This is a genomic window from Exiguobacterium sp. UBA7533, assembly GCF_002479335.1.
Classification (GTDB): Bacteria; Bacillota; Bacilli; order Exiguobacteriales; family Exiguobacteriaceae; genus Exiguobacterium_A.
Genome location: NZ_DLMP01000011.1, coordinates 90013 through 116949, shown reverse-complemented (window position 1 = coordinate 116949; position 26937 = coordinate 90013). Strand labels below are relative to the sequence as shown.

Sequence of the window (26937 nt, the reverse complement as noted above, 5' to 3'; positions counted from 1 at the left end):
GCGCTTTTCGTTTACTCTAAGGACGATTCGTCTGACTTGTTAGGTGCGAACCGGTGGGAAAAAAAGATCGTCGCACTAATTAATAAAAAGGACAGAATAGAGAGACTGAGACACATCCATTTATATGTAGCGACTAAAGTATCTGATTGTTGTAATTTTGCTTGAAGTGTCTTATACAAATCATCTTTCACACGAGATAAGTCCTCGAGAATCGTTTGTGTCGTTTGCGTCGTTTGTTTGGCAAGGCGCTTTGCTGCCGTTGGACTCTGACGCTCATAGACGACGAATACTCGTTCAATCTCGGACTCCCAGACATTATTGCGACGTAGTAAATCCTTGATTGCTCCTGGCGTGGTCGACGATTGATTTAGACTGTTTCGTAAATCATGAATTTTAGAAGTAGAAAAGTAATACTGTTCGAGATAACGACTATCTTCATACAATAAAAGACCACGCACCGCATTGGCACGATCTCGGTTATGTTCAACCAACTGGTCCACTTGATTGATTAACGGTATGTCATGATCCTTCATTTGCTCTGTTATCGTTGCAATCGTCCGATAACCGGATAGGGCGTAAATGATTGGGATAGAAGCGAATAAACTGATCAAAAGGATCAGCAGAATACGCTGACGCCAAAGTGAGTGCATGCAATCATTCCTTTAAATAAATAGACATGTCATAAGCTTAACTACTATCGCAAAAAAAGTGAAGCCTGTCCATTTTTTGAATAGGGAGAAGAAAGTAAAAAAATCAGTATTCCTAATAAAAAAGCAGGAAAGCTGGTGCAATACGAGAAGCTGTTTTAAAGTAAACGAAATAGAAAAAGCACAGCTAGGCTGCGCTTGAGTTTAAAACGAATACGAATGTTCCTTATAATTCCCAAAAACAGTATGGATTTCTGAGAACGTAACGAACGCGTTAGGTTCGACAGAAGAAACGATTTCTTGCAAACGAACGATTTCATTATTTTGAACGACGACATAGACCATTTTCTTCGTTCGGTTGGAGTATCCTCCCCGTGCATCAAGGATCGTCACACCACGACCAAGTTCTTTTGTGATGACTTCATTTATTTCATCCGCCTTTTCGCAAATAATGATACATTGCTTAGAAGCGGAATAAAAACTGTAAACCGTTTGAAGAGCTTTGGCGCGAACGAAGCTCATGATAAGAGCATACATAACGTGTTTCAAATCGAAGACCCACCATACCAAGATATAGATGACAAGATCTTGCATCAGAAATATGCGAGGAAGTGGCCAATTATGAAAACGAGCAAAGAAAAACTTTCCAAGAATATCGAGTCCACCTGTCGATGCGCCACCAAAGAAAATCAATGCCATTGCAAGACCAGAGACTAGACCGGCAAAGATGGAGGCAACAAGCGGATCATTCAACGACTCGGGAACGATCTGAGTCGGAATCCAGTCGATTAAAAAAGAAGAGGCAACCACAATGATGCCAGATAAGAACATGAATCGCTTTCGTAAGAAACGGAAACCTAAAAGGAAAAGGGGAATGTTTAAGAGCAATTGGGTTAATCCGATTGGAGTGTGGAAAAGCTCTTGAATGACAAGCGTGATCCCCATGATACCACCTGATCCGATATCATTTGGAGATAGTAGTAAGCTGATGTACAGGGAATACAGCAACGTACCTATGATTAAAAAACTGATTTTTTCAACTCTCTTTTTCTGTGGGTGTGTTGTAGTCATGGCATTATGATGAGTGACCTCATGCTCCTCCTTCTGTGAGTATCTGCCTGCAAGAGTACGCCCATATGCATAAAATTTCAACCCTTCTTATGAAAAAAGATGAAAAAGGGTAAGTTTTTTTAGGAAGGTGATGAAAATGAAGAAAACATTCTTGATTATAGGCTGTATTTGTTTAGGCGTATTGGTGGGGATTCGTCTTTTTCAACAACCAGACGAAGAAAACCAACGATCTATTTGGCATGATGGTGATCTCGTAGCGAGACAAGTCGGTGCTTCCATGATGAATACGGTAGCTGTTCGCCAATTAGCTGAACAACTCCCGTTTTCATCAGAATTAAAACAGGTAGATGTCGAAGGAGAGTCGTTACGGCTCGCTTATGACGTCACAGGCAAAGAACGGCGTGCTTGGATCGGGACCGATACTGGTACATTACAAATGAATCAGGATTTCTTGAACGCTCGCTTATCAAAAGTACTTATGCATCATACGCTCGTTTTATTTTCGACGATTCCTGACTTGACCAATCTTGAAATTCACTATACCGATCCCTATTCGAAAGCTGATTTTAAGATAGATCGTAGCGCGTTCGATATCTATACACCATCTGACATCGAACGCGCTACGTCATCGTCTGGACGTTTTAATCGTGTCGTCATCGATGGATATGTGCTTGATGCCTCCAGACGACAAACCTTTTTCGAGCGTTTCGCATCAGGATTTTCAATTCAAACTAATTAATTGTATAAAGCAAGAAAAGGCATTTTTCACAATCTCGACACAATGATATCGTTTACATCTCGTTCTTTTATGAAAACGATAAAACAGGTCGATTCAAGACTTGAACATCTCTTAAGATGGAAGTATCATAATAAATGAATAAACATTGTGAAGTGTTGAACAAAAGAAAGAGAGGTTTCTACAATGAACGAGGTAGAAGCATTAGAAGGATTACGGAATAAAGCAATCAAGTCGACACGTATGCTACAACTGCGTCCTCTCGAATACTTAGTTCGTGCCATGTTAGCGGGGATATTCATTGGATTTGCAATAATTTTTACCTTAAAAGCAATTAATGGGCTGTATATGGCAGAATCACCTGTCGCGACACTTGTCGGTGGATTGACGTTCGGAGTGGCACTCGTCTTGATCGTTTATGGCGGTGCAGAACTGTTTACAGGGAATACGATGTATTTCACGACGGCAACGATGCGCGGCTATACAACGAAGATGGATACGATGAAAGTCTGGTTGATTTGTCTGATCGGAAATGGTCTTGGAGGATTAGCATTCGCACTACTCTTCTCTCAAACAGGTATCTTACAGGAACTTGGAATGAACAATTGGTTGTTTGCTGTATCGGAAACAAAAATTCATCATTCGACGTGGGAAATCTTTACTCGGGCAATCTTCTGTAACTGGATGGTCTGTTTAGCAATTTTCATTCCGAAGAACATGAAGAATGAGTTAGCGCAAATCATGATGATGATGGTACTTGTCGCAGTCTTCTTCGCATCAGGATTTGATCATGTCATCGCAAATATGGCATTGTTCTCTATCGCATTAATCGTGCCACATCCGGATACGATTACGTTTGCAGGAGCCATGCACAATCTTTTACCGGCTTTAGCTGGGAATATCATCGGTGGAGCAGTCTTCATGGGAATGATTTATACGTGGTTGAATAAAGAAAAACTAGAAATAGATGAATCACGTCAATCTACGGCACCGGTTCATATCGCTTCTAAACAAAATGCATAATGAAAAAGCAGCTGTCGCGACAGCTGCTTTTTCATTCATTCCATATGTTGAAAGCGATCAACATCTGCGGCGAGTTCTTCGTAAATCGTCTCGACGATTTGTGCGTCATCAAAGAGTCCGAGGACGTTATCGTCCGGTAAGGCGTCAACAGGAGACGTAAAGTACAGAACTGCCGTTAGCAATAATTGTTCTTGCTCCGCATGCATCTCGAATTTTTTCTGATAGAGGGCACGAAGCATTTCGAGTAGTTGTTTTAATTGGAAATAAAGGACGAGTTCTGCCTCGCGTTCGATATCAGAACTTTCCGTAGACGCGATATCTTGTGTCAGATGTGCGAGTCCGATTTCTGCTCGAATCAACAATTCTTGTTGTGCTTTTTCATCACCGACGAGATCGAGTGCCTGTCGGTGAAAATACGTATAAGCTGATTTAAAATCTCCGGGTGTGAATTCCATGATGATGCCTCCTTCTCTTCTCTTTCTAGTTTCGCCTTATTTCTTGCAAAATTGCAACTATTTCGTGAAAATAAAGATACAAGAAAGGGGATTACATAATGCCGACACAAGCAGAATTACAACAGTACGCGTCTTTAGCAGTGCGTACCGGGATCAATCTACAGCCAGGACAACAACTTGAGGTGCGAGCGGGAATCGAGAACTTACCACTTGTTCGCGAAATCACACGTGTAGCATATGAAGTAGGTGCTACGCAAGTATATGTACAATGGTCAGATGATGAGATGACGAAAATCCGTTATTTTGATGCACCAGAAGACTCGTTTGATACATTCCCGGATTGGTTAAAAGCACGTTACGATCAGCTTGCAGAAGAAAAAACAGCATTCTTATCGGTCGTCAGCGAAGATCCAGATTTATTAAATGGTGTTGATTCAAGTCGAATCGCGCGTGCGAATAAAGCAGCTGGTATTGCTCTCGCCAATTGGCGAAAGTTCGTCATGAGTGACAATGTCAGCTGGTGTGTCGTAGCAGCACCTTCTGAAAGCTGGGCGAAGAAAGTATTCCCTGATGCAGAGGAATCGATTGAGGAACTGTGGGCAGCTATTTTGAAGGCAACACGTGCTGATCAAGCGGATCCGGTTGCTGCATGGGCGGATCATGATCATAATCTGCGTTCAAAAGCGAAATTCCTGACAGAGAAGAAATACAAAACATTGCATTATAAAGCGCCAGGAACAGAGTTATCAATTGAATTACCAGAACGTCACGTTTGGTTAGGTGGCGGTGGTCCGAATGCAGATGGTGTTGATTTTATCGCGAATCTGCCGACTGAAGAAGTGTTCACATTACCGAAGAAGACAGGTGTTAACGGTCATGTCTCGAGTACGAAACCACTCAGCTACAGTGGTAACTTGATTGATGAATTTACTCTTTGGTTCGAGGACGGAAAAATCGTCAAAGCGGAAGCGAAACAGGGGCAAGAAGCATTGGATGATTTAATTTCCCTCGATGAAGGTGCCCGGTATCTCGGAGAAGTCGCGCTTGTACCACATCGTTCTCCGATTTCTGATTCAGGTATTTTATTCTACAATACGTTGTTTGATGAGAATGCTTCGTGCCACTTAGCGATTGGTCGTGCGTACTCGACGTGTCTTGAAAATGGTCCCAGTCTTTCAGCGGAAGAACTAGAAGCACAAGGTGCGAACGACTCGATGACGCATGTCGACTTCATGATTGGATCCGCGGATCTATCAATTGAGGGAGAACTTGCAGACGGGACGCGTGAATCAGTCATGCGTGACGGAAACTGGTCGATCTAAACGAATAAAAAGGTGAGTCCGAATACTGGGCTCACCTTTTCTGATTAGATTATTATCATGCTTCTTCCCCAATGATTTTTACTTCTGTCTCAAGTAAAATACCGAATTTTTCTTGGACGGTTTCTTGTACATGGCGAATGAGTGCAATGTAGTCAGATGCTGATGCGTTTTCGACGTTGACGATAAAACCGGCGTGTTTCTTTGATACTTCAGCACCACCGATGCGTGTTCCTTGGAGTTCACTATCTTGAATCAATTTACCCGCAAAATAGCCTTCTGGACGTTTGAAGACACTACCACAAGAAGGATATTCGAGAGGCTGCTTTGTTTCTCTTTTATGCGTTAGATCATCCATGACTTCCTTGATCAATGCTGGATCACCCTCCGTCAAAGCAAATCGTCCTTCGAGAATGATGTATTCTTTCTTTGAGAAACAACTCGTCCGGTATCCCAGTTCGAGTTCATCATGCGAAATGTTCAACAGATCCCCTTGTCGTGTCAAAACAGTGGCGCTATGAAGGCAATCTTTGACTTCTCCACCGTAGGCGCCTGCATTCATGATCAACGCGCCACCAATCGTTCCCGGAATCCCGCAAGCGAATTCAAGACCACTCAGTTGATGCGCATACGCAACACGAGACGCCTCGATGATTGCTGCGCCACTTTGAGCGACGAGTTCATGTCCTTCGACCGAAATGTCGGTTAACTTTTCAAACGAAAGAACGATACCGCGAATACCGCCATCACGTACGACGAGATTCGATCCGTTCCCGAGCAATGTCAAAGGGATGCCTCGTTCGTAAGCATATCTTACGACAAAAGCCGTTTCTTCATAAGACGTTGGGATGATGAAGAGATCAGCGATTCCTCCCATTTTTGTATACGTATGATATTTTAAAGGTTCATTGATCAGTACAGATTCTTTTGAAATGCCTTCATATAGCCCTGTCATTACTTGTTCAGTCATCATGGTCTCAGTCCTTTTCATAAATTCCTATCCAGCGCTTATGCGCTCAAAATATATTTTAACATTAATTGTGCAGTCGTTGTTCAACATACTGTTCCCAAAATACCGACTTATGCCGGGAATTGCAAGTACTAGGGAGTGAATGTCATCGATTAGTAATGAAAAACATCGCACAGGTAGAATAATAGGGAAGAGGAATGAAGGGAAAAGAACTCGGGAAAAGAAACATATAGAAGGAGGCGATGAGGATGGAAAGTGAACGATTATGGATGCGACCATTCGAAGAAGCGGATTTCAGCTTTTACAAGTCACTTGTTCAAAATGAGCAAGTCATGCGCTATATCAATGGTGGCGTTGCTCTGAGTGAAGATGAGGCACGAGAATGGTTTGATCGACAATTGGAACGATACTCGGATGAACGACAAACTGGTTTTTTGCTGTTATTCAAAAAAGAAACGAATGAACCAATCGGTTTCGCTGGATTATTGATGCAGGAAGTGGATGGAAAAGAAGAATTAGAAGTCGGTTATTGGCTCGAACCGAAGCACTGGAAAGTCGGTTATGGTCGTGAAGCAGCGAAACGTCTAATGATGGAAGCGTTTAATCGAGGGCATGATCGAATCATCTCGATCATTCATCCCGATAATCGTTCTTCTCAAAATGTCGCTCGCGAAAACGGTCTGAACTGGGAAAAAGATACGATTTTTAAAGACATTCCGGTCACGATCTATGCTGGACAATTATCACGACTTTGTCGTAACTAAAGAGGAGAGTTTTTATGTACGCATTCGCATTTGAGTCTTTTCATCACATGACACCCGATACGTTATATGCATTGTTGAAATTACGAATGGATATTTTCGTCGTTGAGCAGGAGTGTGCATATCCGGAACTAGATGATCAAGATCAACAAGCCACACACCTGATCGTACGTAACGAAAGCGGTCAAATCGTTGGATGTCTTCGGATATACAACCATCCGACAAAAGGATTAGCGATTGGCCGGGTTGCCGTTCATCGTACTCACCGATCAGTTGGATTGGCAAAACAAATGATGGAGAAAGCGATGGATTATTTGCAGGAAAAAGCTACGATCTACTTACAAGCGCAAGCGCACTTAGAAGGGTTTTACGGGTCATTTGGTTTCGAAACTGTATCCGAACCTTATTTAGAGGATGATATTCCACATGTAGATATGCAGTTTTACGCAAAGGATTCTAAAAAAGACTTCACGTCGTCGAAGGATAAACCGATGAATAAGTAGAATGAACTTTTCTCGGAGGTGGATCAGTCATGAAGAAAGTGCTGGTCATTTGCGCGCTTAGTTTAATCGGTATCCTCTCTTTAGGAGTCGGTATTTCGTATGCTCAATTGCAAGGGAATTACCGTGATTCTGAGCAAGAATTGATGACGATTTTAGAGCGACAACATGATTTATCGGCTTCCTCCTTTCTTGAAGTGCATGCCTCCTTTTCTTTACAGCATCGGCAAATCATACACGTCCGCCTTCGTGGCGAGCCTGCCATCACATACGAATTCATCCAACCAAAGGATGAAATCGAATATTATGGATCTGTCGGAACAAGTGTTGAAAAGACAGGGAAGCACGATGACGTCTTTCGAAATGCTCATCTAAAAGTCGGGGAAAAATAAAAAAATGGAGGATCTTCCGGAAACAACGGAAGATCCTCCATTTTTTGCTTTTAAGACGATCGGATATTGCGTACACTACGAAGAGATACTGGAATGAGGAGGTCGAGGGAATTATGTGGAAACCCTTTACGAAAAATCAATCAATTGCTCCGGCGTTGCAAGCCTTTCGGGAACTTGACGTTGAGATGTTTCGGACGCACGTTGCTCAACTGAACGATGCGGAACAACGTGCCTTACAATTCATTAAACGATCGCTAGAGCAGGATTCACCTGCTCATTTAGAACTAGCACTGGAGATGAAACAACCGTTCAGCGAAATCGATCGTCTGTTCCAAACGCTTGTCGCGTGTCAAAATCGTCAGCAGTTACTCGAGATGCTATTAGCGCACGGTCTTGACGTCAATCAAGTCTACACACTTGAGGGTCATCGCTCCATCGTCCGGCAGCCGCTTCACTTTCCTGTAGGTCTTTATGCGGCGCGTCATCCAGAGCTATGGACACTTGTCGCTACAAAATTGGACGTTACCTACACAATGCATCTTCAACGCAGTGATCAATTCATGGAGACGCATGAATTAAATCTGCTTGATCTCGTCTTATTACTTGATATCGAAGAAGAATTGACGATTCGAGTGCTGGATCAGCTGAGCGAATGCAAAGCGACCGTTGGGCTAGCAGAACGATTACAGCGCCCGACTTCACCGTTGTTGTTCAAAACAATTGAGGCAAATGCCTATCTTCCGACGTTCGTTTATGCGAAACATTACTTTCCATTCTATGCGTTGATTGGACGGCAAACGACGCTCTTTCCATCTTTATTAAAACGTGTGATGCAAGAGCCTGTTGCATCTGAAATCTGTAAGGATGCCTTGCTTGCTTTCCATAACCATCATCCTGGACTTGCTATGACAATGGGAGACGTCTATATCGAACAGTTATTCGGGATGGGTCTGGTGCTTCGTGACGTGGGGCACGTTGATTTTAGAAAAATGGATGCGGAGTATGTGTTACCTGAATACAGAGAGGTCGTCGATCGGTTAAACGATTAACGGGGGATGATCTGTGCTAAATGTATGCCAATAAGAGGTTAACTGGATATCGCAAAACATCGTGGGACGATATAGTCGTAATACGTCTTGCTGTGTTGAAAGAAAAAAGACTTCAAACGTTTGAATGTTCGAACGTCGTAGTTTTTCCTGAAACGTATGGAGTATGCGACTTCCGTAGCCTTGACGTCTCAGCCCAGGTAGACAGGTGATTTCAAGAAGACGAATGTTCGGACCGAGTTTTTGAAATAAGAGTGTACCAACGATCAATTGCTTATCATAGACTAAATAAGGAACAGCTTTTCGTCTGATTAACTTTTCTAAATCAGCAACACTGTGAGGGAAGAAGTGGGTGGATCCTTTGAGGGCATCGTTACGAAGAGCCAAATACGTATCTTGATTGCGTTCATGAACAGCTTTCAAACGCAATGTGGCAGGTTGTCCGTCTGATAATCCGATCAAACGAAATTGTTCGGCATATAAACTGTAGCCAAGCTCTTTCCAAATCGAGGTTACAGAAAGGTCATGTGGTGGAGAAACTTGTACGTGAATTTGTCGACACCCTTGCCGAAGGGCATGTGTGTGTAATGAAATGGCGAGACGACGGAAGGCTTGAATATCATGAAAAGCTCCGTTCGTTAAACGAACGACATCATGTACGACATGATAGCCAAGTGTCGCCTGGATCTGATCAGACTCGAGGTAAATCCATTGACACTCTTCAAGAGGCTGAAAAAATGAAACATCATACGGCTGTTGATGAGAATGTAGAAGTTGATGGACGTGTCGTCTTTGAACATGAGACAATTGACCGTAATACACGATAGGCAAATTAAATTCCTCCTTTAAGAAAGTGAAGATGGTTGCATCTCACTTTTATTTTACAGGAAATAAAAGGTATTTATATCTTTTGTTTCAAATAAAAAGTAGATGGATTCCTGAAGATAAGAAAGAATCGAGGCAAAAATATCATGAAGTATTTTTGGATCATCATTGGGTTATCAGGATTTCTAATCAGTGCGGATACATTGACAGTAGAAGCACGTGATTACGATGAACCGGGCGTGAGTAGTTCGACGACGTATGGTAATTATGGAACGGAAGACCATATCATCGTTGATCGAAAAGAACCAATTTATGAAGGATTCGATTCACCAAACGATATGGCATTTTTATTTGCCTGTATTGCTTTACTGGCAACGGTTGGACTTGGAATCGTTAATGCTTCTGATTGAGATGAATCTGCTCTGAGCCACGAGAATACAAAAAAGCAAGTGACGCTGTCCGTCACTTGCTTTTTTGTATAGTATGAGTGGTTAGGAAGAGAAGGATCCTTAAAAATGAATACGTTTTTTACGTCCGACGCGCTCTATACGATCATGCTCTTGTTCTAGTCCAGCGCGCTCGAGGAGGTCGAGATAATAACGAAAAGGAGTCGAACGATGCGAAAAGTAAGGAATATATTCTGTGAACAGCATTGTCTCCGCTCGTTCTAAGGCTCGTAGTGAAATCAGGGCATGCAACTCTGCAAAGCGAATTTCTTGATAAGTGGATAAAGCATCTGCATCGATTCGGACATGTGACTGTAGTTTTTTTGCATGCACGTTCAAGCAATTGATATAGGCTTCTTGGTGTTCTGCTGTCTCACAGTGGGCAAGTACGGCAAGTAAAAGATCACTGCGTTCGGTATCAACGTCCATTGGAACTTTCAAGGCAGTATAGAGCGCGCGTTCCATCCACTCGATGCCATGATTATCATTTTTATAATAACCGACTAATTCTTGAAAAAAATCGACTTGTGAGACTTTTAATAGTCGAAAAGGATCGTTACTTAAAAATAAAGGTTCTTCTCCGGCAGCTGACGAAAGAAGAAAGAAAAACTCCTCAAAGGCAATCTGGGTTCCATTTTTGCGATGTGCATAATGTCGTAAATGCTTCAGCAAACGTTTTGCGGTAATATACCAATTCTTTTGTTCGCGAAGCGGTACGATTGGGTTTGGCTCAAGGTACTGTAAGTCGTATGCCAATTGGATGAACCGATCTGTCTGTGCGATGGTTTGTTCGACGGTCGGTTGTTCCTGTTCTTTTTGCAAATCCTTATACTTCACGAACTGTGTCAACATGGCGTCAAACTCTTTCTCTTCGATGACTTGTTTCGGAAGTTGACGATAGATTTCGACGATGATATCGCGAAGGGTCGTATCGCCATACTGTTCCAATAAAAGACGTAGTTTCCGTATTCTCATGATCGACCTCCTTCGCCAAAAAAGCACAGTACAACACTATTCATTTCCCGCTTTTTTCATAAACCGAACCTCTTCATTTGCGCTTTTTAGTCAGAGACGACTATCTTAAATAAGAAGACTATTACAGAAGGGGACAATTACTCATGAATGAAACCATTCAACATTTACTCAACCACCGGTCAGTCCGGAAATTTAAACAACATCAATTAGACGAAAAGACAATCGAGACACTTGTTAAAGCAGCGCAGGCTGCATCGACATCTTCTTATCAGCAAGCCTATGCGATTATCGGTGTCGAAGATGAAGAATTGAAACGACAACTAGTCGACGTTGCAAGTGGTCAACAATACGTGGCAGAAAATAGTTATTTCTTTGTATTTTGTATGGATTACCACAAACACATGTTAGCAGCAGAACTAGCAAGGGGGGATGTAAGTCGGACGATCGAGACGACAGAAGCACTTGTTGTGGGGGCTGTTGATGCGGGACTCGCTGCTCAAAATTTAGTCGTAGCTGCCGAGTCGCTCGGATATGGAACAGTCTATATCGGTTCACTGCGTAATGATGCCCGTCGTGTCAGCGAGCTCTTACAACTTCCTGATCACGTCGTACCATTATTCGGAGTCGCAGTTGGTCTTCCGGATCAGCAACCTGGTAAAAAACCCCGCCTTCCGATGGATGCGGTCTTCCACCGGAATACGTATACTGATGACGATACGATGCGTGACTTACTGGCACAATACGAAGAGTCGACGTCATCGTATTACGGAGAACGGACCGGTGGTCAACGGACAGAAGGGTGGGTCAAACAGATGGCTGCCTCGATGCACGAACCGAAACGGACGTATCTCCGCGAATTCTTGAAAGAGAAACAAATCGCAAAAGATTGATACGGAGGTATCTGAATGGCAGAACATCAACCACAGCGCTCCCGCTTGGAGCGACGACGCTTAGAACTAGAAGAGCAAGCAAAAGAAGAGGCATTTTCGTCGGAAGAGTCGATTGCTCATGAACCACTTGAGGGACAGCAGGGAACAGAAACGTACCATCGATATGTTGAAGAGCAACGACGGGACCCAAAAAGTACATCGCGTCGTTCTAAAAACAGCGTACTGAAACAGGTCGTACAGATGATCGGGAGCGCAGGCTCGCGATTGTTTTCTAATCAAGAACGCTCGAGACGTTCGAGAAAGACTGGGCGATCAGAGCAATCCGTGCAAAAAAAACCTGACGTATCTTCAAAAGAAGCTTATCCTAAAAAAATCAAGAAAAAACGTCGTTTTAAACGAAAGCTTCTTGGATTGTTTTTGCTGTTGCTCATCGTATTCGTTCTTTTTGCCTCACAACCCTTCACGTTTTTGTTGATCGGTAGTGACGCACGACCTGGAGAATCGTTACGCGGGTCACGTTCAGACTCCCTGTCGGTTATGCAATTCATTCCACTTTCTCGAACGATTCAGTTGACATCGATTCCTCGGGACACGTATACACCGATTTCCTGTGAGAATGGAAAGAAAGATAAAATCACACATGCTTTTGCCTTCGGTGGAGAAGAATGTACACAAGATGCCGTTTCTGGTCTACTCGATGAAGACATCGATGGAAAGATCGTCATCTCCTTCGATAGTTTCATCGGATTAGTTGATCAAATCGGCGGAATCGATCTTGTATCGACAGGAACGTTCTCCGAGCAGGATGCGAGTGGGAAAGCAAATCAGTATTCATTCCAGAAAGGAAAGGAATACCATATGGATGGTGCAATGGCACTTGCCTATTCGAGACACCGTAAAACGGACAATGACGGGGCACGCGCCAATCGTCAGTCGGAAGTCATCCAAGCCGTCGCGACGGACTTGTTGAAGCCAACTGGATGGTCGAAAATTCCGGCAGCGCACACGTATATGAAAGAAGAGATGAACCTCGATTTAAGTGTTCGTGAGATGGCAACAGCAGGTTTATCGATCGCCTTGATGTCAGAACGGAAACACTATGAAATTGAAGCCGTCAGTCAGCGATTGAATGGTATTTTCTATGACTTACCGAATGAGAAGGCACTGCAAGAACTACGTGATCGTCTCGATACGACGTTTTATGGTACCTTGAAGAACTAAAGGGGAGGGGTTTCCTTCCGGTCATTGCGGGTATAAATTGATGTACGTTGCTCCTTTGGTGGATCGTGTTAGGTCATCTCCGAAAGTAACGATTTTTGGACATGACATCATGACATTCCACGAAGGTGACTAACTTATCGAGGAGGGACCCCCCATATGAAAGTACTAGTTGTAGGTGCATCCGGTACGATTGGAGCGCGCGTCGTCAAATCGCTTGCCAAGGGTCATCAGGTCACGGTCATCGTTCGTCACGAACATCTGGTGGAACGATTCGAAAAACTCGGTGTCAAGGCACATTACGTCGATATTGAAACAGAACTCGAAAAAGTCATTGAACATGGAGTCGCAGGACAGGATGCAGTCATTTGTGCGGCGACCGCAGGAGTAGACGGCGAAGCAACGGAAATTGAACTGCTGGATCGGACAGTTGCCTTAAAAACGATCGATGCAGCTAAAAAAGCGCGTGTACGTCATTTCGTACTATTAAGTGCGTACGGTGCAGATCGACCTGAGCAATTTAAAAAGGATGTCTATCCGTTCTATGCTGCTAAGAATGCGGCTGAAGAGCAGATTGAACATAGCGGTTTGACGTATACGATCATTTGTCCCGTTGCCATCACGACTGGTGAAGGGCGCGGTTTGATTGAGGCAGATGAAGATTTGAAAGATACAAAGGATGCAACGATTTCGGAAACAGATGTCGCATCGATTCTCGTTGCTTCCGTTGATAATCGGTCAGTATTCAACCGACGTCTAGAAGTCAAGGAAGGGAAGACATCCTTGAATGAGGCCTTAGGCGGAACCGAGGCAGTCGGTAGCGTCAAAGATAACCGTCAAGTCAAAAAACAATTACCACGTTTTAACTAATCATTTAAAGAGCGTATCTAAATAAAATGAGGCGAACTCTTTTCTGTTTACAAAACAGAAGAGTTCGCTTTTTTGTTGATAAAAGAAGACGGTCGAAAAGAGGAAGTCTGCTACACTTAACGAAGAAGGAGGGGATTAGATGTGAAAAAAATGTTGATCTATCTGATCCTAGCGATCGCTATCATCGGCATTGCCTATCAAGGTTATCAAACATACGATGCGAAGCAAAAGAAAGTAGAACAACAACAAAAACAAGCATCACAAGGTGGTCTAGAGGTAGGGATGAAAGCCCCGAATCTATCCTTGCGTCAAGAAGGAAAAACAATCGATCTAGACGAAATTAATCATGATGTCTTTGTTATTAATTTTTGGGCGACGTGGTGTCCACCTTGCAAACAAGAAATTCCAGAACTAAATGCCTTTGCACGACATACGAATATACCTGTTTATGGCATCAACGTCACGACATCGGAGCGGCGTGTTTCAGATGTTGCCGATTTTCTGAAGCAGACACCTGTTGAATATTCCGTGTTGTATGATCGAACAGGAAATTCAGAAGACGCTTATCGTCTCGTAGCAATGCCCGCAACCTACGTATTAGATCGTAAAGGAACGATTCTTGCAAAACATGTCGGTCCTGTGACGGAACAGATGTTAAAAGAGATGGTGAAACGAACAGGAGGATGACAATGGAACTCCTATGCGACAACTGCTCCTTTCAACAAACATTTCAACTCGGTCAACTAGATGGGTGGCCGACGTTTCCTGCTGTCTTGACGCAAGGAGTTGAAGCGTTCATGACAGGTCTGCCGCTTTGGTTCGTACCGTCGATGCATGAACCGGTCTTACAGCGGACGTATGTGGACGACTGGAATCGTTTTCGTTTAATCCAATACTATCAGCTACATCAAGCAGAAGTAGCGGATGATTGGGTACCGTACCAATTAGACTTATATCATTGTCCAACATGTCACCAGTTTTCAAATCGATTTTGGTGTGCTTTATTTTTGCAATTGGATGTCGTACAGCCACAGTATGTGTGTCCAAACGATCAAACAATATTAGAACGAATCGAAATATCTGATGTCCATCAGTACCCTTGTCCGTCGTGTAGTCACCATTCCCTATATGTTCGTCGTTAAAGCGAAAAAGCCATTCGTTTCATGAAGGACTGATGAGAGAAATTTTTCTCTATAGTCGATGCATGATACCGAATGGCTTTTTATCGATCATCAGCCCATTTGCCGAAACGAAAACGTTTGAAAGGAAGAGGGTGATGAATTGCTGACATCTATCGTATAAGTCGTACCGTCAAAAATAATTGTATCGCCTAATCTTGCTTCAGGTGGTAAATAACGTCGTGGAATGAAGCTTGAACCATTTTCCCACAGTAGAACGGCATATTTACCATCAAGTCGCTCCAGCGTACCACGTTTGATCATATTAACTCCTCCCACAATTACATCGAAGTCGTTCCTCGATCGAACAGGAACGTACTCTTTCTCTATCATTCTCTGTAATTTTTATTCTTATGTTTGGTATATTCCCAGTTCGTTTCATCTTTACACATAATTCTTTAAAAAAACGTGATTCCAAGCCGTTTTCGTCGTAATTCGGACGTAATTAACTGGAAATAAAAGCGATAGTGGCAGAAAAAAAGATCCGATATGTCATATCGGACCTCTAATATGAAATAGACTTAAGAAGCGAGGGACTGTTTCGTTTCGACTTTAGTCGGACGAAGAAAAGCAAGTAAGAACGTAAACAATGGTGAAAGAAGTAAAAAGAATGCGAACGGGATGTATTCCGTTACCGGAACACCTAGTGTTGAAGCGAAGAATGCTCCGGAAACTCCCCACGGAATGAGTGGATTGACGAGTGTTCCTCCATCCTCTAGTGAACGAGAAAGGAAACGTGGATCAATCTGACGTTCTTCAAAAACCCGTTTAAATGCTTGTCCTGGCAATAAAATCGACAAGTACTGTTCTCCAGCCATCACGTTGACACCGATGGAAGATAAGGCAACAGCAGAGATGATACTTCCATCGCGTTTGAGTCGTGAAACGGTCCGTTCAATGATGACATCGATGACACCGATGCCGCGTAAAACACCACCGAAAGCGAGTGCGAGCATGACGAGGGAAACGGACCACATCATTGATTGCAAGCCACCCTTACTGATGATTGCTGCGACGGTTTTACTAGAAGATTCTAGTTTTAAACCGTTTTGAATGACGGCCATCCAATTTGAAACGTCCCAATTTCCTTGAACGAGACCTGTTAACAATAGACCACTTAAGACACCAGCTACAAGTGTCGGGATGACCGGCATCTTACGCAATGCTAGAACCATGACAAGTAAAGGAGAAAGTAGCGTCCATGGTGATAGATGGAACAAGCGGGCTAATTCCTCTTGTGTCGTTTTCACAACAGTCGAATCGACCGTGCCACTGCTACGTCCAAAGATGAAGAACAAAATAAATGTGATCGTGATGGCAGGAATCGTCGTTCCCATCATGAAACGAATATGATCAAATACGGTAACGTTGACGATTCCCGGTGCAAAGTTCGTCGTATCTGACAAAGGTGACATCTTATCTCCAAAACATGCGCCACTGATGATAGCACCTGCTGCAAGTGCGGGATTGACACCTAACGCGATTGCGATTCCCATTAAGGCAACACCAACCGTACCGATCGTCGTAAATGAACTGCCTGTAAAGGTCGAAACGACCATCGCAATGAGAAGGGCGCTCGGTGCGAACCAAGTCGCCGAAAGAGTGGATAAACCAAAATGAAGAAGGGTCGGCACTGCGCCACTCATCATCCAGACTGCGATCGTTATGCCGACGAGTAACATGATTAAGATTGGTTTAATCGCTTCCCGAATACCTTGAATCATATGATGTTCAACGTCTTCGAACTTAAATCCACGATAAACAGCATATCCTGAGACGAAAATAAGACTGGATAAGATGGCAAGATGCGGTTCGGCTTTAGCACCGAATAACGCGGACAATAAGATGATGATGCTGATTCCTAGGATAGCTGCGGATTCACGGAATGACATGCGCATGCTTCCACCTCCTTAAAAGAATATGGATAGATGATAGTCCTCTGTTGCTAACACGCTTTTATGCATGAAAGCAATGAACAAACGTAATCTTAACGAATAATAACGTTGGCGTCAACTATAAGAGATTCGCCAATGAATTAGAAAAGAGTATAAATGTGACGATTTTTTGTCGTAAACGCTTTCTTTTTTTCTTTAAATCTTGCACAATAGGAAGTATCAGATGACATTTTTGTGAACGATGAGGAGGATACATATGTTTACAATGATTTTTGTGGTAGTCGTTGCGATCATGGGTGCAGGCGTATTTGGGATCGATCATCTCGTAGCACAACGTGCTGAAAAGCGTTAAATGAGTGGATATAAAAGAAGTGTTGAAGGGGCTGTCTTATAGAAGACAATCACTTCAACGCTTCTTTTTTGCATAAAAACTAATAAAAATTCAATTGACAGTATAAATATACATATGTTTAAATCGGTATAACATTCTTTGAAGGGGAGCGTACAGTTATGAAATGTACCATCATCGGAGTAACAGGATACACCGGAATTGAACTATTAAGGCTATTAGAAGCACATCCTTCATTTGAAATCGTTTGTTTGATGAGTGATTCGATGGCAGGACAATCGATGAATGAGTTATTCCCATTCATGAATAAAAAAACGTATTCATTATTATCTTCCTTTTCCGTAGAACATTTAACGGAAACAGAGACAGACATAGTGTTCTTAGCGACACCGAGTGGAGTCTCGAAACAATACTTAGAACAACTTCAAAATTGGTCCGGTTACGTTATCGATTTAAGTGGTGATTTACGACTACCGTCTGAATCGTATGAAGCTTGGTATGATAAGGAACCAATTGATGCCCAGTTACAACAAAAAGCGACGTATGGTTTACCGGAATGGAATCGTCAAGCAATCAAAACGAGCAGATGGATTGCGAATCCCGGTTGTTATGCGACAGCGGTCCTTCTTGGATTAGCACCATTCGTAAAAGAGAAAAAAATCGATCCCTCTCAAATCATCATCCAAGCATCTTCTGGTCTAACGGGAGCAGGAAAGACGTTGACAACACAGACTCATCATGTCCATTCCAGTGAAAACGTTCGTCTATATAAAGTAAATCAACACCAACATATTCCAGAAATTGAACAGGCACTTTTGGAATGGACCGGTTCATCGTATCCGATCACGTTCTCGACGCAACTATTACCGATCAATCGAGGCATCATGGCGATCATGACGGTCCAGCCGTTCCTTGATCAATCAGAAGCAGAATGGCGATCCTGGTTGACGGAACAGTATGCAACGGAACCGTTTATACGTGTACAACACAGCGATCCGGAGATTAAGTCCGTCGTGGGTAGCAACCACTGTGATTTGACCGTCTATAAGGATGAACGGACAGGGCGCGTTACCATCGTTTCGGTCATCGATAATATGCAAAAAGGTGCTGCCGGACAGGCCGTTCAAAATGCCAACATTCTAGCAGGATTTGATGAAATGTCTGGTTTGACCCAACAACCGATCTTTATTTAAACACTTGGAGACGAAAGAGGAGGAACGCCTGTGTGGCAAGTACAAGTAGAGACCCCATTGACGATCACGACACCGAAGGGATTTCAAGCATCAGGGGTACACGTGGGGCTAAAGCGAAAGCGAAAGGATCTTGGTTTGATTTGGTGTGAGGAAGGAGCAAGTGCCGCAGCTGTCTATACGACGAATCAGGTGCAAGCAGCACCGATTACTGTGACGAAGCAAGCGATTCAGGCGTCACAAGGACGCATTCATGCCGTCCTCGTCAACAGCGGGAACGCGAATGCCTGTACGGGAGAACTTGGTCTATCACATGCGTATACATCACAACAAGCGTTAGCGACACATTTCGGGATCGCTCCTGAACAAGTTGTCATCGCTTCGACTGGAATCATCGGTCAACCGTTAGCCATTGATACGTTACTGGCAGGTATTCCACAGCTGATCCCTACAAATGAAAAGGATGCCGCGAGTGATTTCGCCCATGCGATCCTGACGACCGATACCGGTACGAAATCAGCTGGTCAACAATACATGCAAGGGGATGTCCAAATTTCAGTATGTGGTGTAGCGAAAGGATCAGGGATGATTCATCCGAACATGGCGACGATGCTTGGGTTCTTGACGACCGATGCAACGATTGAACCGGATGTCTTACAGACACTATTGCGCCGGACGATTCATCGGACGTTTAACTGCATTACCGTAGATGGAGACAGTTCGACAAATGACATGGTCATGATTTTAGCGAGTGGAGCTGCAGGGGGAGCGCCGATCGTTGAAGGTACGGACGAAGCATTCGCATTCGAACAGGCCATCGAAACGGTTTGTCAAGATTTAGCGAAACAAATTGCGCGGGACGGGGAAGGTGCGACGAAGTTAATCGAAGTGACGGTAAAGGGAACACAAACCGATGAAGTAGCGCGGATGGTCGCTAAACAAGTCGTCGGATCGTCTCTCGTCAAAACAGCAATCTTTGGGGAAGATGCGAACTGGGGACGAATCATCGCTGCTGTCGGAAGTATCAAGGAGCCGCTTGATGTATCAAACGTTGATATTAAAATTGGTTCGCAGTGGGTGTTACAACAGAGCATGCCTATTTTATTTGATGAAACAATCGCATCGCAGGACCTTGCGCAACAAGACGTCCGAATTCATATCAATTTGAATGATGGAGTAGGACAAGGACACGCCTATGGTTGTGACCTGACGTACGATTACGTCAAAATCAATGCGAGTTATCGGACATGACGAAACGAAAAGTTATCAAACTGGGTGGTAGTGTATGGGAGCAATTGGATGCGCGGTATTTCGAGGAATGGAAAGCGTGGGTCGAAACCGGTAACGAACTATTGATCGTCCATGGGGGTGGCCCACTTCTATCGAGTTACTGTGAACAAGAGGGAATCAAACCCGTGTTTCGAGATGGTGTCCGTGTGACGACGGATGGTGTGTTACTCGGGGCGCGACGGATCTTAGCAGGGGAAGTCCAATCCGGGATCGTCCAGCAATTGAATCAGGCAGGAATTCCAGCGGTCGGGATGAGCGGGTTAGACGGTGCGAGCGTCCATGGTAAAAAAGTCAAAGGACTCGGGGCAGTTGGTCAAATTACGCACATTCATCCACGATTGTTCACAGTGTTGAGTACGAATGGTTATGTGCCGGTCGTCACATCCCTTGTCACAGGGGAACAAGGTGTGTTGAACAGTAACGGGGATGCGTGTGCCATTGCTGTCGCGAAGGCTTGGTCCGTCGACCGATTTGAATTGTTGACGGATGTCGAAGGTGTAAAAGTAAACGGTGACTATCAATCAGAAATCACGTCTGCAGCTATCGAAGCTGCGATCGCGTCGGGAGAAATTTACGGGGGAATGATTCCGAAGGTCGAAGCGATGATGCAGGCCACTCAGCATGGTATTTCAGAGGTCGTCATTCGATCGGGAAAAAATGCGTTAGATGCAGGGACACGAATCAAGGAGGAATTACATGAGTGCACTACTACCCACTTATCAACGTACTGATGTGGAATTGGTCAAAGGACAAGGATCGATCGTAGAAGATGCGACAGGAAAGACGTATCTTGATTTCATCATGGGAATCGCTGTATGCAACACAGGGCACCGTCATCCTTATGTTCAGCAACGGCTAGAGGAACAGTTGAACCGAATTTGGCATACGTCGAATCTGTTTCAAATCGCGGCACAAGAGCGGGTCGCCGAGCGACTGACGGAAGACAGTCATCTCAGTCATGCTTTCTTTTGTAACAGTGGTGCTGAAGCAAACGAGGCGGCGTACAAACTCGTTCGAAAATGGACAGGGAAAACAGAAGTTGTCACGTTTAAACAATCTTTCCATGGTCGGACATTTGCGATGATGGGCGCAACAGGACAGGAAAAAATCAAAGCGGGATACGGGGAGATGGTGAATGGATTCAAACATCTACCGTTTAACGAGATGGAAAGCCTATCAGCAATTACGGATCAAACTGCTGCTGTATGGCTCGAAATCATTCAAGGAGAGGGTGGGGTCGTCGTCGCTGACGATGCGTGGCTAGAAGCGTTGATGAAGAAGGCGCAGCAATACGATGTCAAAATCATCGTCGATGAAGTGCAAACCGGAATTGGTCGGACGGGTTCACGTTTTGCATTTGAGCAGACACCACTCGTACCGGATATCATCACCCTTGCGAAAGGACTTGGAAGTGGACTCGCGGTTGGTGCGCTACTCGCAACGGAAGAGGCAGCAGAAGTATTCACGCCCGGATCGCATGGTTCGACATTTGGTGGAAATCCACTCGCGATGACAGCTGCAGAAGCAACACTTGACCTCTTGTTAAGTGACACTGTCATGGCAGACATTCAAGAAAAAGGTGAATATTTACGTCAACAATTAGAAAAAAAATTACCCAAGTCGATCGTGAGTTCTATTCGTGGTCGTGGCTTGATGATTGGTATGGAATGTACGATGCCTGTTGCACCGCTGATTGATGCCTTACGTGAGAATGGTCTTCTTGTCGTTTCGGCTGGTCCTCATGTCATTCGCTTGTTGCCATCGTTGTTCGTGACGGAACAAGAGCTCACGCAAGCCATCGAAAAAATACAACTCGTTTGTCAACAGGAGGTCATCGTATGAAACAATCCGGAAAACTAACGCTTGCGAACGGAACGACGTTTACCGGTTCGTGGCAAGGAACAGTTCCAGTCAAAGGAGAAGTCGTCTTTTTTACTGGGATGACAGGATATCAGGAAGTCTTAACGGATCCATCTTATCAGGGGCAAATTCTTGTCTTCACATATCCGTTGATCGGTCAATACGGTATTCAAGCGGAGGCGTCAGAAAGCAACCAGATTCAAGTCGCTGGTGTCATCGTTCAAACTTTGGCTGAGGATGGGCAAGGAACATCACTCGCAAGCTGGCTAGGCGAAGCGAATGTTCCGGTTTTGTCGGGAGTAGATACGCGTTCCCTTGTACATCTATTACGGACAGAGGGCGACCAATTTGGAGACATGATGCAGGAGAATATGACAGTACCGGAGTCAGTAGACGCAGCATACATCGCTTCTGTGTCGACGACTTCAAACGTTGAATACGTTCCGGAAGTCGAAGATGGTCATGTCGTCTGTATCGATTACGGTGTGAAACAATCGATGATTGATGCTTTGCTTGAACGGCATATGCGTGTGACGGTCGTGCCATACGATACGACACCGGAACGGATTCAAGCACTGGCACCAGACGGTCTGCTGTTTTCCAATGGACCTGGTGATCCGACGCAACTAGATCCATTCCTTTCAGAAATCCGTGAACTGGCGACGAGCTATCCGACACTTGGTATTTGTATGGGACACCAAGTTCTCGCTCATGCGTTCGGTTGTACCTTATTAAAACAACATCATGGACACCGAGGAGCGAATCATCCTGTACGTCATCTAGCATCCGGACAAGTATTCATGACGTCTCAGAATCATGGTTATGCCGTTGATGTTAAAAGCATCGAAGCGTCTGAGATGGAACTTGCGTATGAACACATCAATGATGGATCCGTTGAAGGATTGATTCATCCGGCTCTACCGATCATGACAGTCCAGTTTCACCCAGAAGCGAGTCCAGGACCGACAGAGGCGATGGTCGTCTTCGATCAATTCGTAAATACCGTATTACATCAGGAGGTAGCATATGTGGGATAAACAGAAAGTACTCGTCATCGGTTCGGGTCCGATCGTCATCGGACAAGCAGCAGAATTTGATTATTCCGGCACACAAGCCTGTCAGTCGCTTCGAGAAGCGGGATGCGAGGTCATCTTAATGAATTCGAATCCGGCTACTATCATGACGGATCCGAGCACGGCAGATCATGTCTACATTGAGGCGATGACTCTTGAAAAAGCAACAGCTATCATCAAACAAGATCGACCGTCCCATCTCCTAGCGACGGTCGGCGGACAAACGGCACTCAATCTTGCAATGTCACTCGAAGAAGCAGGAGTACTTGAGCAATACGGTGTCGAACTCCTAGGGACATCGCTTGAGACGATCCGAGACGGAGAAGATCGCGAACGATTCAAGCAAAAGATGATCGAGCTCGCGCAACCGCTCCCGGAAAGTCAAACGATCGAATCGTTAGCAGAGCTTGAAGAATTCATGGCAGTACATGGTGTCCCACTCGTCATCCGACCAGCCTTTACGCTCGGGGGAACGGGCGGTGGAATTGCGCTGACAAAGGACGAAGCACGTCTGCTAGCGCAAAACGGCTTACAAGCAAGTCCGATTTCACAGTGTTTGGTTGAAGTGAGTATTGCTGGTTATAAAGAAGTCGAATATGAAGTCATGCGTGACAGTGCAGATACGACGATCATCGTCTGTAACATGGAAAACATTGATCCCGTCGGTGTCCATACCGGAGACTCTGTCGTCTTTGCACCGATTCAATCGATTTCGGATCGAATGAATCAGCAATTGCGGACGGAAGCGCGTAAAATCGTGTCGCACCTCGGTGTCATCGGTGGATGCAACATCCAGTTTGCGATCCACCCGACGGAAGAACGCTACTTCGTCATTGAAGTCAATCCGCGTGTCAGTCGCTCTTCAGCACTTGCTTCCAAAGCGACGGGGTACCCGATTGCGAAATTAGCGACGCGTCTTGCACTCGGTGAGCGACTCGACGACTGTATCAATCCTGTCACGAAGGAGACGATGGCGAGCTTCGAACCGACGATGGATTATATCACGGCAAAAGTGCCTTGTTTCCCGTTCGATCTATTTACTGACAGTAACCGGACACTTGGTACACAAATGAAGGCGACCGGTGAAAGTATGGCGATGGGGAAGACGCTGGAAGAAGCGTTACAAAAGGCGTGGCGTGGTGCAGGAGTCGAGCAATCGCCTCTTTATCCGACATGGATGAAAACAGCGGAGGCTGGCGTATTGTGGAAAGAAATAAAAGTGCCGACGGACCGTCGTCTGCTCGCGATGTTAGCACTACTAGATCGTCAGGAAACGACCGTCGAAGAACTCGTCGAACAGACGAAAGTACAAGCTTTATTCGTCAAAGTACTCCAGCGCCTCGTCGATCAGCAACAAAAAATTGATTTATCGAATGAAAGTTCTTTAAAACAGACAAAAATGATGGGCTTCACGGACGAACAAATTGCCTTTCTGACGGGTGTCGGTGCTGTAGACATCGAGCACTTACGTAAAAAGAAAGGCATCCTTCCTGTCTATCATATGATTGATACATGTGCAGGAGAGTTCAAGAGTGCAACTCCTTACTTCTACGGAAACTGGAGTGGTCAAACGGAAGTCACTGCATCGACGAAAAAGAAAGTCGCTGTCATCGGTGCGGGACCCATTCGGATCGGTCAAGGAATCGAATTTGATTATTGTTCCGTTCACGCGGTACGTGCACTACAAGCATCCGGTTATGAAACGATCATGATCAACAATAATCCGGAGACCGTCTCGACCGACTTCGAAGTCGCAGATCGCCTATATGTCGAGCCGCTGACACTCGAAGACGTCATGCATGTCCTAGAAGCAGAGGATTGCCAAGATGTATTAGTCCAGTTCGGAGGACAAACGGGGATTGCGCTTGCATCAGGTTTAGAGACAGCCGGTTATCATCTTCTTGGAACGACGGCAGCTGTCATCGATCAAATGGAAGACCGTGAGCGGTTCTATCAATTTTTAGATGACATCGGGATCGATCGTATTCCAGGACAAGAAGTGGCGACACACGAACAAATGATAGAAGTCGCAACAACGATTGGTTACCCGGTCATGATTCGTCCTTCCTATGTCATCGGAGGTAAGGGGATGCATATCATCCACGATCAAGAGCAATTAGATACGATCGTTTCCGAATTAGCATTCCCTGTCCTCGTGGATGCCTACCTCCAAGGAAAGGAAATCGAAGTCGATTGCATTACGGATGGAACAACGACGTACGTTCCGATTTTGATGGAGCAATTGGAACGGGCAGGAGTTCACTCTGGGGATTCGACGATGATTCTACCACCTGTATCGCTCAGCGCTACCGTTCAGAGCGAAGTAGAACGAATTGCACAGATGATCGGGCAACGGATGGATTATAAAGGAGCGTACAATATCCAATTCGTCTTGCATGACGATCAGGTCTACGTGCTAGAAATCAATCCGCGTGCCTCCCGCACGTTACCGATCGTCGCCAAAGTAACGGGTCAACCAATCTTGCAGTGGGCAGTCCAAGCTGCTGTCGGTCAAGCGGTCGCACTACCAACAGAACAGACGAAACTTAATTTCCATGCCGTCAAGACCCCTGTTTTTTCAACGCTGAAACTACAAGGAGTCGATCCGAAAACAGGCCCTGTCATGCGTTCGACAGGTGAAACGTTGCAATGGACGACAGACGGACTGGCACTGGAGCGTTTCATTTTCGACGAGACGACGAAACGACATTTGACCGCAAGAGACATCATCGTTGCTGGAGCAGATACCGAGGCATTCGGAACAGGTGTAGCGTTAGATGAAACGATCGACTGGGCACAATGTGCGATTTTCTATTCACACGTGACAGAAGAAAAAACCAGTCGCGAAGCAGCGCTTGCTGCCGGAGTACAAGTTCTGACAGAACCTGAACTAGCACAGTATCATCTACAAGCGGTAGAAAAGTCCTCTTATGCTATTAAGCCACTTCATACATGGACAGAGCCGATCAAGGAGGAAGTAAAATGAAGACGATGCAACAACTGCAACATTTCTTGACGATGGCGGAACTGACGCCGGAAGCATTGACGGAGCTATTGGCACTCGCGAAAGATATCAAGCATCAACCAAGCGTTTACCAAAACGTATTAAGCCATAAAAAAGTTGCCTTATTGTTTGAAAAGGCATCGACGCGGACACGCCTATCATTTGAAGTGGGTGTTGTCGAACTCGGCGGGCATCCAATCGTACTGAGTGGAGCAGATATGCAAATCGGTCGGGGGGAGCCGCTTTCTGATACGATTCAAGTCATGAGCCGTTACGTCGATGCCCTCATGATCCGGACGTTCGGTCATGAGATCGTCGATACACTTGCGGCACATGGCACGATTCCAATCATTAACGGACTGACGGATTTGCATCATCCGTGCCAAGTCCTTGCTGACTTGCTGACGATCGAAGAGACATTCGGAACCCGGGCTGGAAAGATTTTGACATATATCGGGGACGGGAACAATATGGCGCATTCGCTAATGATTGGTGGAGCGCTCAGTGGAATGGAAGTCCGGATTTGTGCGCCAGCAGCCTATGCTCCTGATCCACAAGTCGTTCATGAGGCACAAGCCATTGCGAAAGAAACCGGTGGAAATATCATCGTCATGACGGACCCTAAGGAAGCAGCGAGTGGTGCGGATGTCGTGTATACGGATGTCTTCGCAAGCATGGGACAAGAGGAAGAAGCGACGATACGTCTGCAAGCATTTGAAGGATATCAGGTCAATGACGATATCATGAATCAAGCGAATGATGAAGCCATTTTCTTGCACTGCCTGCCGGCACACCGTGGGGAGGAAGTCACGGCAGACGTCATCGATGGCAAGCAATCTGTCATCTTCGATCAAGCCGAGAATCGTCTCCATGCACAAAAAGCGTTACTCGTCACATTACTTGGATAATCATAAAAGACTCGGTCGCCGATTTAGCGACCGAGTCTTTTGGTTG

Annotated in this window: 28 protein-coding genes; 20 read left to right on the top strand and 8 right to left on the bottom strand. The window is 44.9% G+C overall.

The window, feature by feature from the left end:
* Positions 1-11: 11 nt before the first annotated feature.
* Both B2U10_RS12115 and B2U10_RS12110 read right to left on the bottom strand, forming a co-directional pair.
* Positions 12-650: a CHASE3 domain-containing protein gene (locus tag B2U10_RS12115; RefSeq protein ID WP_035412493.1), complete on the bottom strand. Its 639-nt coding sequence runs from the start codon at positions 648-650 to the stop codon at positions 12-14.
* Between the two features lie 201 nt (positions 651-851).
* Positions 852-1718 carry a YitT family protein gene (locus B2U10_RS12110; RefSeq protein WP_035412496.1) on the bottom strand — a complete coding sequence of 289 codons (867 nt, stop codon included), beginning with the start codon at positions 1716-1718 and terminating at the stop codon, positions 852-854.
* A 136-nt stretch (positions 1719-1854) separates the two neighbouring features.
* On the opposite strand from B2U10_RS12110, the gene B2U10_RS12105 reads away from it, so the two are divergent.
* Both B2U10_RS12105 and B2U10_RS12100 read left to right on the top strand, forming a co-directional pair.
* The gene (locus B2U10_RS12105) at positions 1855-2457 is read left to right on the top strand and encodes a hypothetical protein (RefSeq protein WP_035412499.1); all 603 of its coding nucleotides are present in this window, start codon (positions 1855-1857) and stop codon (positions 2455-2457) included.
* 183 nt (positions 2458-2640) lie between these two features.
* Complete coding sequence (locus B2U10_RS12100) at positions 2641-3477, top strand: formate/nitrite transporter family protein (RefSeq protein WP_035412502.1); 837 nt, start codon at positions 2641-2643, stop codon at positions 3475-3477.
* A 35-nt stretch (positions 3478-3512) separates the two neighbouring features.
* Here the strand turns inward: B2U10_RS12100 and B2U10_RS12095 are convergent, their stop codons facing one another.
* Entirely contained in the window at positions 3513-3932 is a 420-nt protein-coding gene (locus B2U10_RS12095) for a YkvA family protein (protein WP_035412504.1), read from the bottom strand.
* 98 nt (positions 3933-4030) lie between these two features.
* On the opposite strand from B2U10_RS12095, the gene B2U10_RS12090 reads away from it, so the two are divergent.
* A complete protein-coding gene (locus B2U10_RS12090) occupies positions 4031-5254 on the top strand; it encodes an aminopeptidase (protein WP_290787968.1) in 1224 nt (407 codons plus the stop codon).
* A gap of 55 nt (positions 5255-5309) precedes the next feature.
* Here the strand turns inward: B2U10_RS12090 and murB are convergent, their stop codons facing one another.
* Positions 5310-6224: a UDP-N-acetylmuramate dehydrogenase gene (gene murB, locus B2U10_RS12085; protein WP_214856439.1), complete on the bottom strand. Its 915-nt coding sequence runs from the start codon at positions 6222-6224 to the stop codon at positions 5310-5312.
* Between the two features lie 245 nt (positions 6225-6469).
* Here murB and B2U10_RS12080 point away from each other — a divergent pair, with 245 nt between their 5' ends.
* The 4 genes from B2U10_RS12080 (at position 6470) to B2U10_RS12065 (ending at position 8923) form a co-directional block, all read left to right on the top strand.
* A complete protein-coding gene (locus B2U10_RS12080; protein WP_290787965.1) occupies positions 6470-6985 on the top strand; it encodes a GNAT family N-acetyltransferase in 516 nt (171 codons plus the stop codon).
* Between the two features lie 14 nt (positions 6986-6999).
* Complete coding sequence (locus tag B2U10_RS12075; protein WP_052019161.1) at positions 7000-7485, top strand: GNAT family N-acetyltransferase; 486 nt, start codon at positions 7000-7002, stop codon at positions 7483-7485.
* Between the two features lie 29 nt (positions 7486-7514).
* The gene (locus tag B2U10_RS12070) at positions 7515-7874 is read left to right on the top strand and encodes a hypothetical protein (protein WP_035412515.1); all 360 of its coding nucleotides are present in this window, start codon (positions 7515-7517) and stop codon (positions 7872-7874) included.
* A 113-nt stretch (positions 7875-7987) separates the two neighbouring features.
* Entirely contained in the window at positions 7988-8923 is a 936-nt protein-coding gene (locus B2U10_RS12065) for a hypothetical protein (RefSeq protein WP_035412518.1), read from the top strand.
* Here B2U10_RS12065 and B2U10_RS12060 read toward each other — a convergent pair.
* On the bottom strand, positions 8912-9742 hold the full coding sequence (locus tag B2U10_RS12060; RefSeq protein WP_349680038.1) for a GNAT family N-acetyltransferase: 831 nt from the start codon (positions 9740-9742) through the stop codon (positions 8912-8914). The genes B2U10_RS12065 and B2U10_RS12060 overlap by 12 nt on opposite strands.
* Positions 9743-9891: 149 nt before the next feature.
* Here B2U10_RS12060 and B2U10_RS12055 point away from each other — a divergent pair, with 149 nt between their 5' ends.
* Complete coding sequence (locus B2U10_RS12055; RefSeq protein WP_035412522.1) at positions 9892-10155, top strand: hypothetical protein; 264 nt, start codon at positions 9892-9894, stop codon at positions 10153-10155.
* A gap of 99 nt (positions 10156-10254) precedes the next feature.
* Here B2U10_RS12055 and B2U10_RS12050 read toward each other — a convergent pair whose 3' ends face one another.
* Positions 10255-11166, bottom strand: a complete 912-nt coding sequence (locus B2U10_RS12050) for a hypothetical protein (protein ID WP_290787963.1) — start codon at positions 11164-11166, stop codon at positions 10255-10257.
* Between the two features lie 143 nt (positions 11167-11309).
* Here B2U10_RS12050 and nfsA point away from each other — a divergent pair, with 143 nt between their 5' ends.
* The 5 genes from nfsA to B2U10_RS12025 all read left to right on the top strand — a co-directional run bounded on the left by nfsA (position 11310) and on the right by B2U10_RS12025 (position 15286).
* Positions 11310-12056 (top strand): oxygen-insensitive NADPH nitroreductase, encoded by a 747-nt coding sequence (gene nfsA / locus B2U10_RS12045; RefSeq protein ID WP_290787962.1) that lies wholly within the window; start codon positions 11310-11312, stop codon positions 12054-12056.
* Between the two features lie 15 nt (positions 12057-12071).
* On the top strand, positions 12072-13277 hold the full coding sequence (locus B2U10_RS12040; protein WP_290787961.1) for an LCP family protein: 1206 nt from the start codon (positions 12072-12074) through the stop codon (positions 13275-13277).
* A 156-nt stretch (positions 13278-13433) separates the two neighbouring features.
* Positions 13434-14144 carry an NAD(P)H-binding protein gene (locus B2U10_RS12035; protein ID WP_035412533.1) on the top strand — a complete coding sequence of 237 codons (711 nt, stop codon included), beginning with the start codon at positions 13434-13436 and terminating at the stop codon, positions 14142-14144.
* A gap of 150 nt (positions 14145-14294) precedes the next feature.
* Positions 14295-14831, top strand: coding sequence for a TlpA family protein disulfide reductase (locus B2U10_RS12030; RefSeq protein ID WP_231496927.1), 537 nt, complete (start codon positions 14295-14297; stop codon positions 14829-14831).
* A 2-nt stretch (positions 14832-14833) separates the two neighbouring features.
* Entirely contained in the window at positions 14834-15286 is a 453-nt protein-coding gene (locus B2U10_RS12025; RefSeq protein ID WP_035412539.1) for a hypothetical protein, read from the top strand.
* Positions 15287-15376: 90 nt separating this feature from the next.
* Here the strand turns inward: B2U10_RS12025 and B2U10_RS12020 are convergent, their stop codons facing one another.
* Positions 15377-15586 carry a DUF3006 domain-containing protein gene (locus B2U10_RS12020; RefSeq protein ID WP_290754005.1) on the bottom strand — a complete coding sequence of 70 codons (210 nt, stop codon included), beginning with the start codon at positions 15584-15586 and terminating at the stop codon, positions 15377-15379.
* A 257-nt stretch (positions 15587-15843) separates the two neighbouring features.
* Positions 15844-17220 carry a Na+/H+ antiporter NhaC gene (gene nhaC / locus B2U10_RS12015; RefSeq protein ID WP_290775357.1) on the bottom strand — a complete coding sequence of 459 codons (1377 nt, stop codon included), beginning with the start codon at positions 17218-17220 and terminating at the stop codon, positions 15844-15846.
* 507 nt (positions 17221-17727) lie between these two features.
* Here nhaC and argC point away from each other — a divergent pair.
* Genes argC through argF form a run of 7 tightly spaced genes read left to right on the top strand, consistent with a single transcriptional unit; the run spans position 17728 to position 26891 of the window.
* On the top strand, positions 17728-18759 hold the full coding sequence (gene argC / locus B2U10_RS12010; protein WP_290775359.1) for an N-acetyl-gamma-glutamyl-phosphate reductase: 1032 nt from the start codon (positions 17728-17730) through the stop codon (positions 18757-18759).
* Between the two features lie 30 nt (positions 18760-18789).
* Entirely contained in the window at positions 18790-20007 is a 1218-nt protein-coding gene (gene argJ / locus B2U10_RS12005; protein WP_290787955.1) for a bifunctional glutamate N-acetyltransferase/amino-acid acetyltransferase ArgJ, read from the top strand.
* Positions 20004-20777 carry an acetylglutamate kinase gene (argB, locus tag B2U10_RS12000; RefSeq protein WP_290787954.1) on the top strand — a complete coding sequence of 258 codons (774 nt, stop codon included), beginning with the start codon at positions 20004-20006 and terminating at the stop codon, positions 20775-20777. The genes argJ and argB overlap by 4 nt, the downstream gene beginning before the upstream one ends.
* The gene (locus tag B2U10_RS11995) at positions 20743-21888 is read left to right on the top strand and encodes an acetylornithine transaminase (RefSeq protein WP_290753996.1); all 1146 of its coding nucleotides are present in this window, start codon (positions 20743-20745) and stop codon (positions 21886-21888) included. Before argB ends, B2U10_RS11995 begins: the two co-directional genes overlap by 35 nt.
* Entirely contained in the window at positions 21885-22943 is a 1059-nt protein-coding gene (locus B2U10_RS11990; protein WP_290787951.1) for a carbamoyl phosphate synthase small subunit, read from the top strand. Before B2U10_RS11995 ends, B2U10_RS11990 begins: the two co-directional genes overlap by 4 nt.
* Positions 22933-25965 carry a carbamoyl-phosphate synthase (glutamine-hydrolyzing) large subunit gene (gene carB / locus B2U10_RS11985; RefSeq protein ID WP_290787948.1) on the top strand — a complete coding sequence of 1011 codons (3033 nt, stop codon included), beginning with the start codon at positions 22933-22935 and terminating at the stop codon, positions 25963-25965. The genes B2U10_RS11990 and carB overlap by 11 nt, the downstream gene beginning before the upstream one ends.
* Positions 25962-26891: an ornithine carbamoyltransferase gene (gene argF / locus B2U10_RS11980; RefSeq protein ID WP_290787944.1), complete on the top strand. Its 930-nt coding sequence runs from the start codon at positions 25962-25964 to the stop codon at positions 26889-26891. Before carB ends, argF begins: the two co-directional genes overlap by 4 nt.
* Positions 26892-26937: the final 46 nt, after the last annotated feature.

Bases quoted from the DNA above. Each gene is read 5' to 3' on its own strand.
- B2U10_RS12115 (WP_035412493.1), bottom strand. From the start codon at position 650: ATGCACTCACTTTGGCGTCAGCGTATTCTGCTGATCCTTTTGATCAGT.
- B2U10_RS12110 (WP_035412496.1), bottom strand. From the start codon at position 1,718: ATGACTACAACACACCCACAGAAAAAGAGAGTTGAAAAAATCAGTTTT.
- B2U10_RS12105 (WP_035412499.1), top strand. From the start codon at position 1,855: ATGAAGAAAACATTCTTGATTATAGGCTGTATTTGTTTAGGCGTATTG.
- B2U10_RS12100 (WP_035412502.1), top strand. From the start codon at position 2,641: ATGAACGAGGTAGAAGCATTAGAAGGATTACGGAATAAAGCAATCAAG.
- B2U10_RS12095 (WP_035412504.1), bottom strand. From the start codon at position 3,932: ATGGAATTCACACCCGGAGATTTTAAATCAGCTTATACGTATTTTCAC.
- B2U10_RS12090 (WP_290787968.1), top strand. From the start codon at position 4,031: ATGCCGACACAAGCAGAATTACAACAGTACGCGTCTTTAGCAGTGCGT.
- murB (WP_214856439.1), bottom strand. From the start codon at position 6,224: ATGATGACTGAACAAGTAATGACAGGGCTATATGAAGGCATTTCAAAA.
- B2U10_RS12080 (WP_290787965.1), top strand. From the start codon at position 6,470: ATGGAAAGTGAACGATTATGGATGCGACCATTCGAAGAAGCGGATTTC.
- B2U10_RS12075 (WP_052019161.1), top strand. From the start codon at position 7,000: ATGTACGCATTCGCATTTGAGTCTTTTCATCACATGACACCCGATACG.
- B2U10_RS12070 (WP_035412515.1), top strand. From the start codon at position 7,515: ATGAAGAAAGTGCTGGTCATTTGCGCGCTTAGTTTAATCGGTATCCTC.
- B2U10_RS12065 (WP_035412518.1), top strand. From the start codon at position 7,988: ATGTGGAAACCCTTTACGAAAAATCAATCAATTGCTCCGGCGTTGCAA.
- B2U10_RS12055 (WP_035412522.1), top strand. From the start codon at position 9,892: ATGAAGTATTTTTGGATCATCATTGGGTTATCAGGATTTCTAATCAGT.
- B2U10_RS12050 (WP_290787963.1), bottom strand. From the start codon at position 11,166: ATGAGAATACGGAAACTACGTCTTTTATTGGAACAGTATGGCGATACG.
- nfsA (WP_290787962.1), top strand. From the start codon at position 11,310: ATGAATGAAACCATTCAACATTTACTCAACCACCGGTCAGTCCGGAAA.
- B2U10_RS12040 (WP_290787961.1), top strand. From the start codon at position 12,072: ATGGCAGAACATCAACCACAGCGCTCCCGCTTGGAGCGACGACGCTTA.
- B2U10_RS12035 (WP_035412533.1), top strand. From the start codon at position 13,434: ATGAAAGTACTAGTTGTAGGTGCATCCGGTACGATTGGAGCGCGCGTC.
- B2U10_RS12030 (WP_231496927.1), top strand. From the start codon at position 14,295: ATGTTGATCTATCTGATCCTAGCGATCGCTATCATCGGCATTGCCTAT.
- B2U10_RS12025 (WP_035412539.1), top strand. From the start codon at position 14,834: ATGGAACTCCTATGCGACAACTGCTCCTTTCAACAAACATTTCAACTC.
- B2U10_RS12020 (WP_290754005.1), bottom strand. From the start codon at position 15,586: ATGATCAAACGTGGTACGCTGGAGCGACTTGATGGTAAATATGCCGTT.
- nhaC (WP_290775357.1), bottom strand. From the start codon at position 17,220: ATGCGCATGTCATTCCGTGAATCCGCAGCTATCCTAGGAATCAGCATC.
- argC (WP_290775359.1), top strand. From the start codon at position 17,728: ATGAAATGTACCATCATCGGAGTAACAGGATACACCGGAATTGAACTA.
- argB (WP_290787954.1), top strand. From the start codon at position 20,004: ATGACGAAACGAAAAGTTATCAAACTGGGTGGTAGTGTATGGGAGCAA.
- B2U10_RS11995 (WP_290753996.1), top strand. From the start codon at position 20,743: ATGAGTGCACTACTACCCACTTATCAACGTACTGATGTGGAATTGGTC.
- B2U10_RS11990 (WP_290787951.1), top strand. From the start codon at position 21,885: ATGAAACAATCCGGAAAACTAACGCTTGCGAACGGAACGACGTTTACC.
- carB (WP_290787948.1), top strand. From the start codon at position 22,933: ATGTGGGATAAACAGAAAGTACTCGTCATCGGTTCGGGTCCGATCGTC.
- argF (WP_290787944.1), top strand. From the start codon at position 25,962: ATGAAGACGATGCAACAACTGCAACATTTCTTGACGATGGCGGAACTG.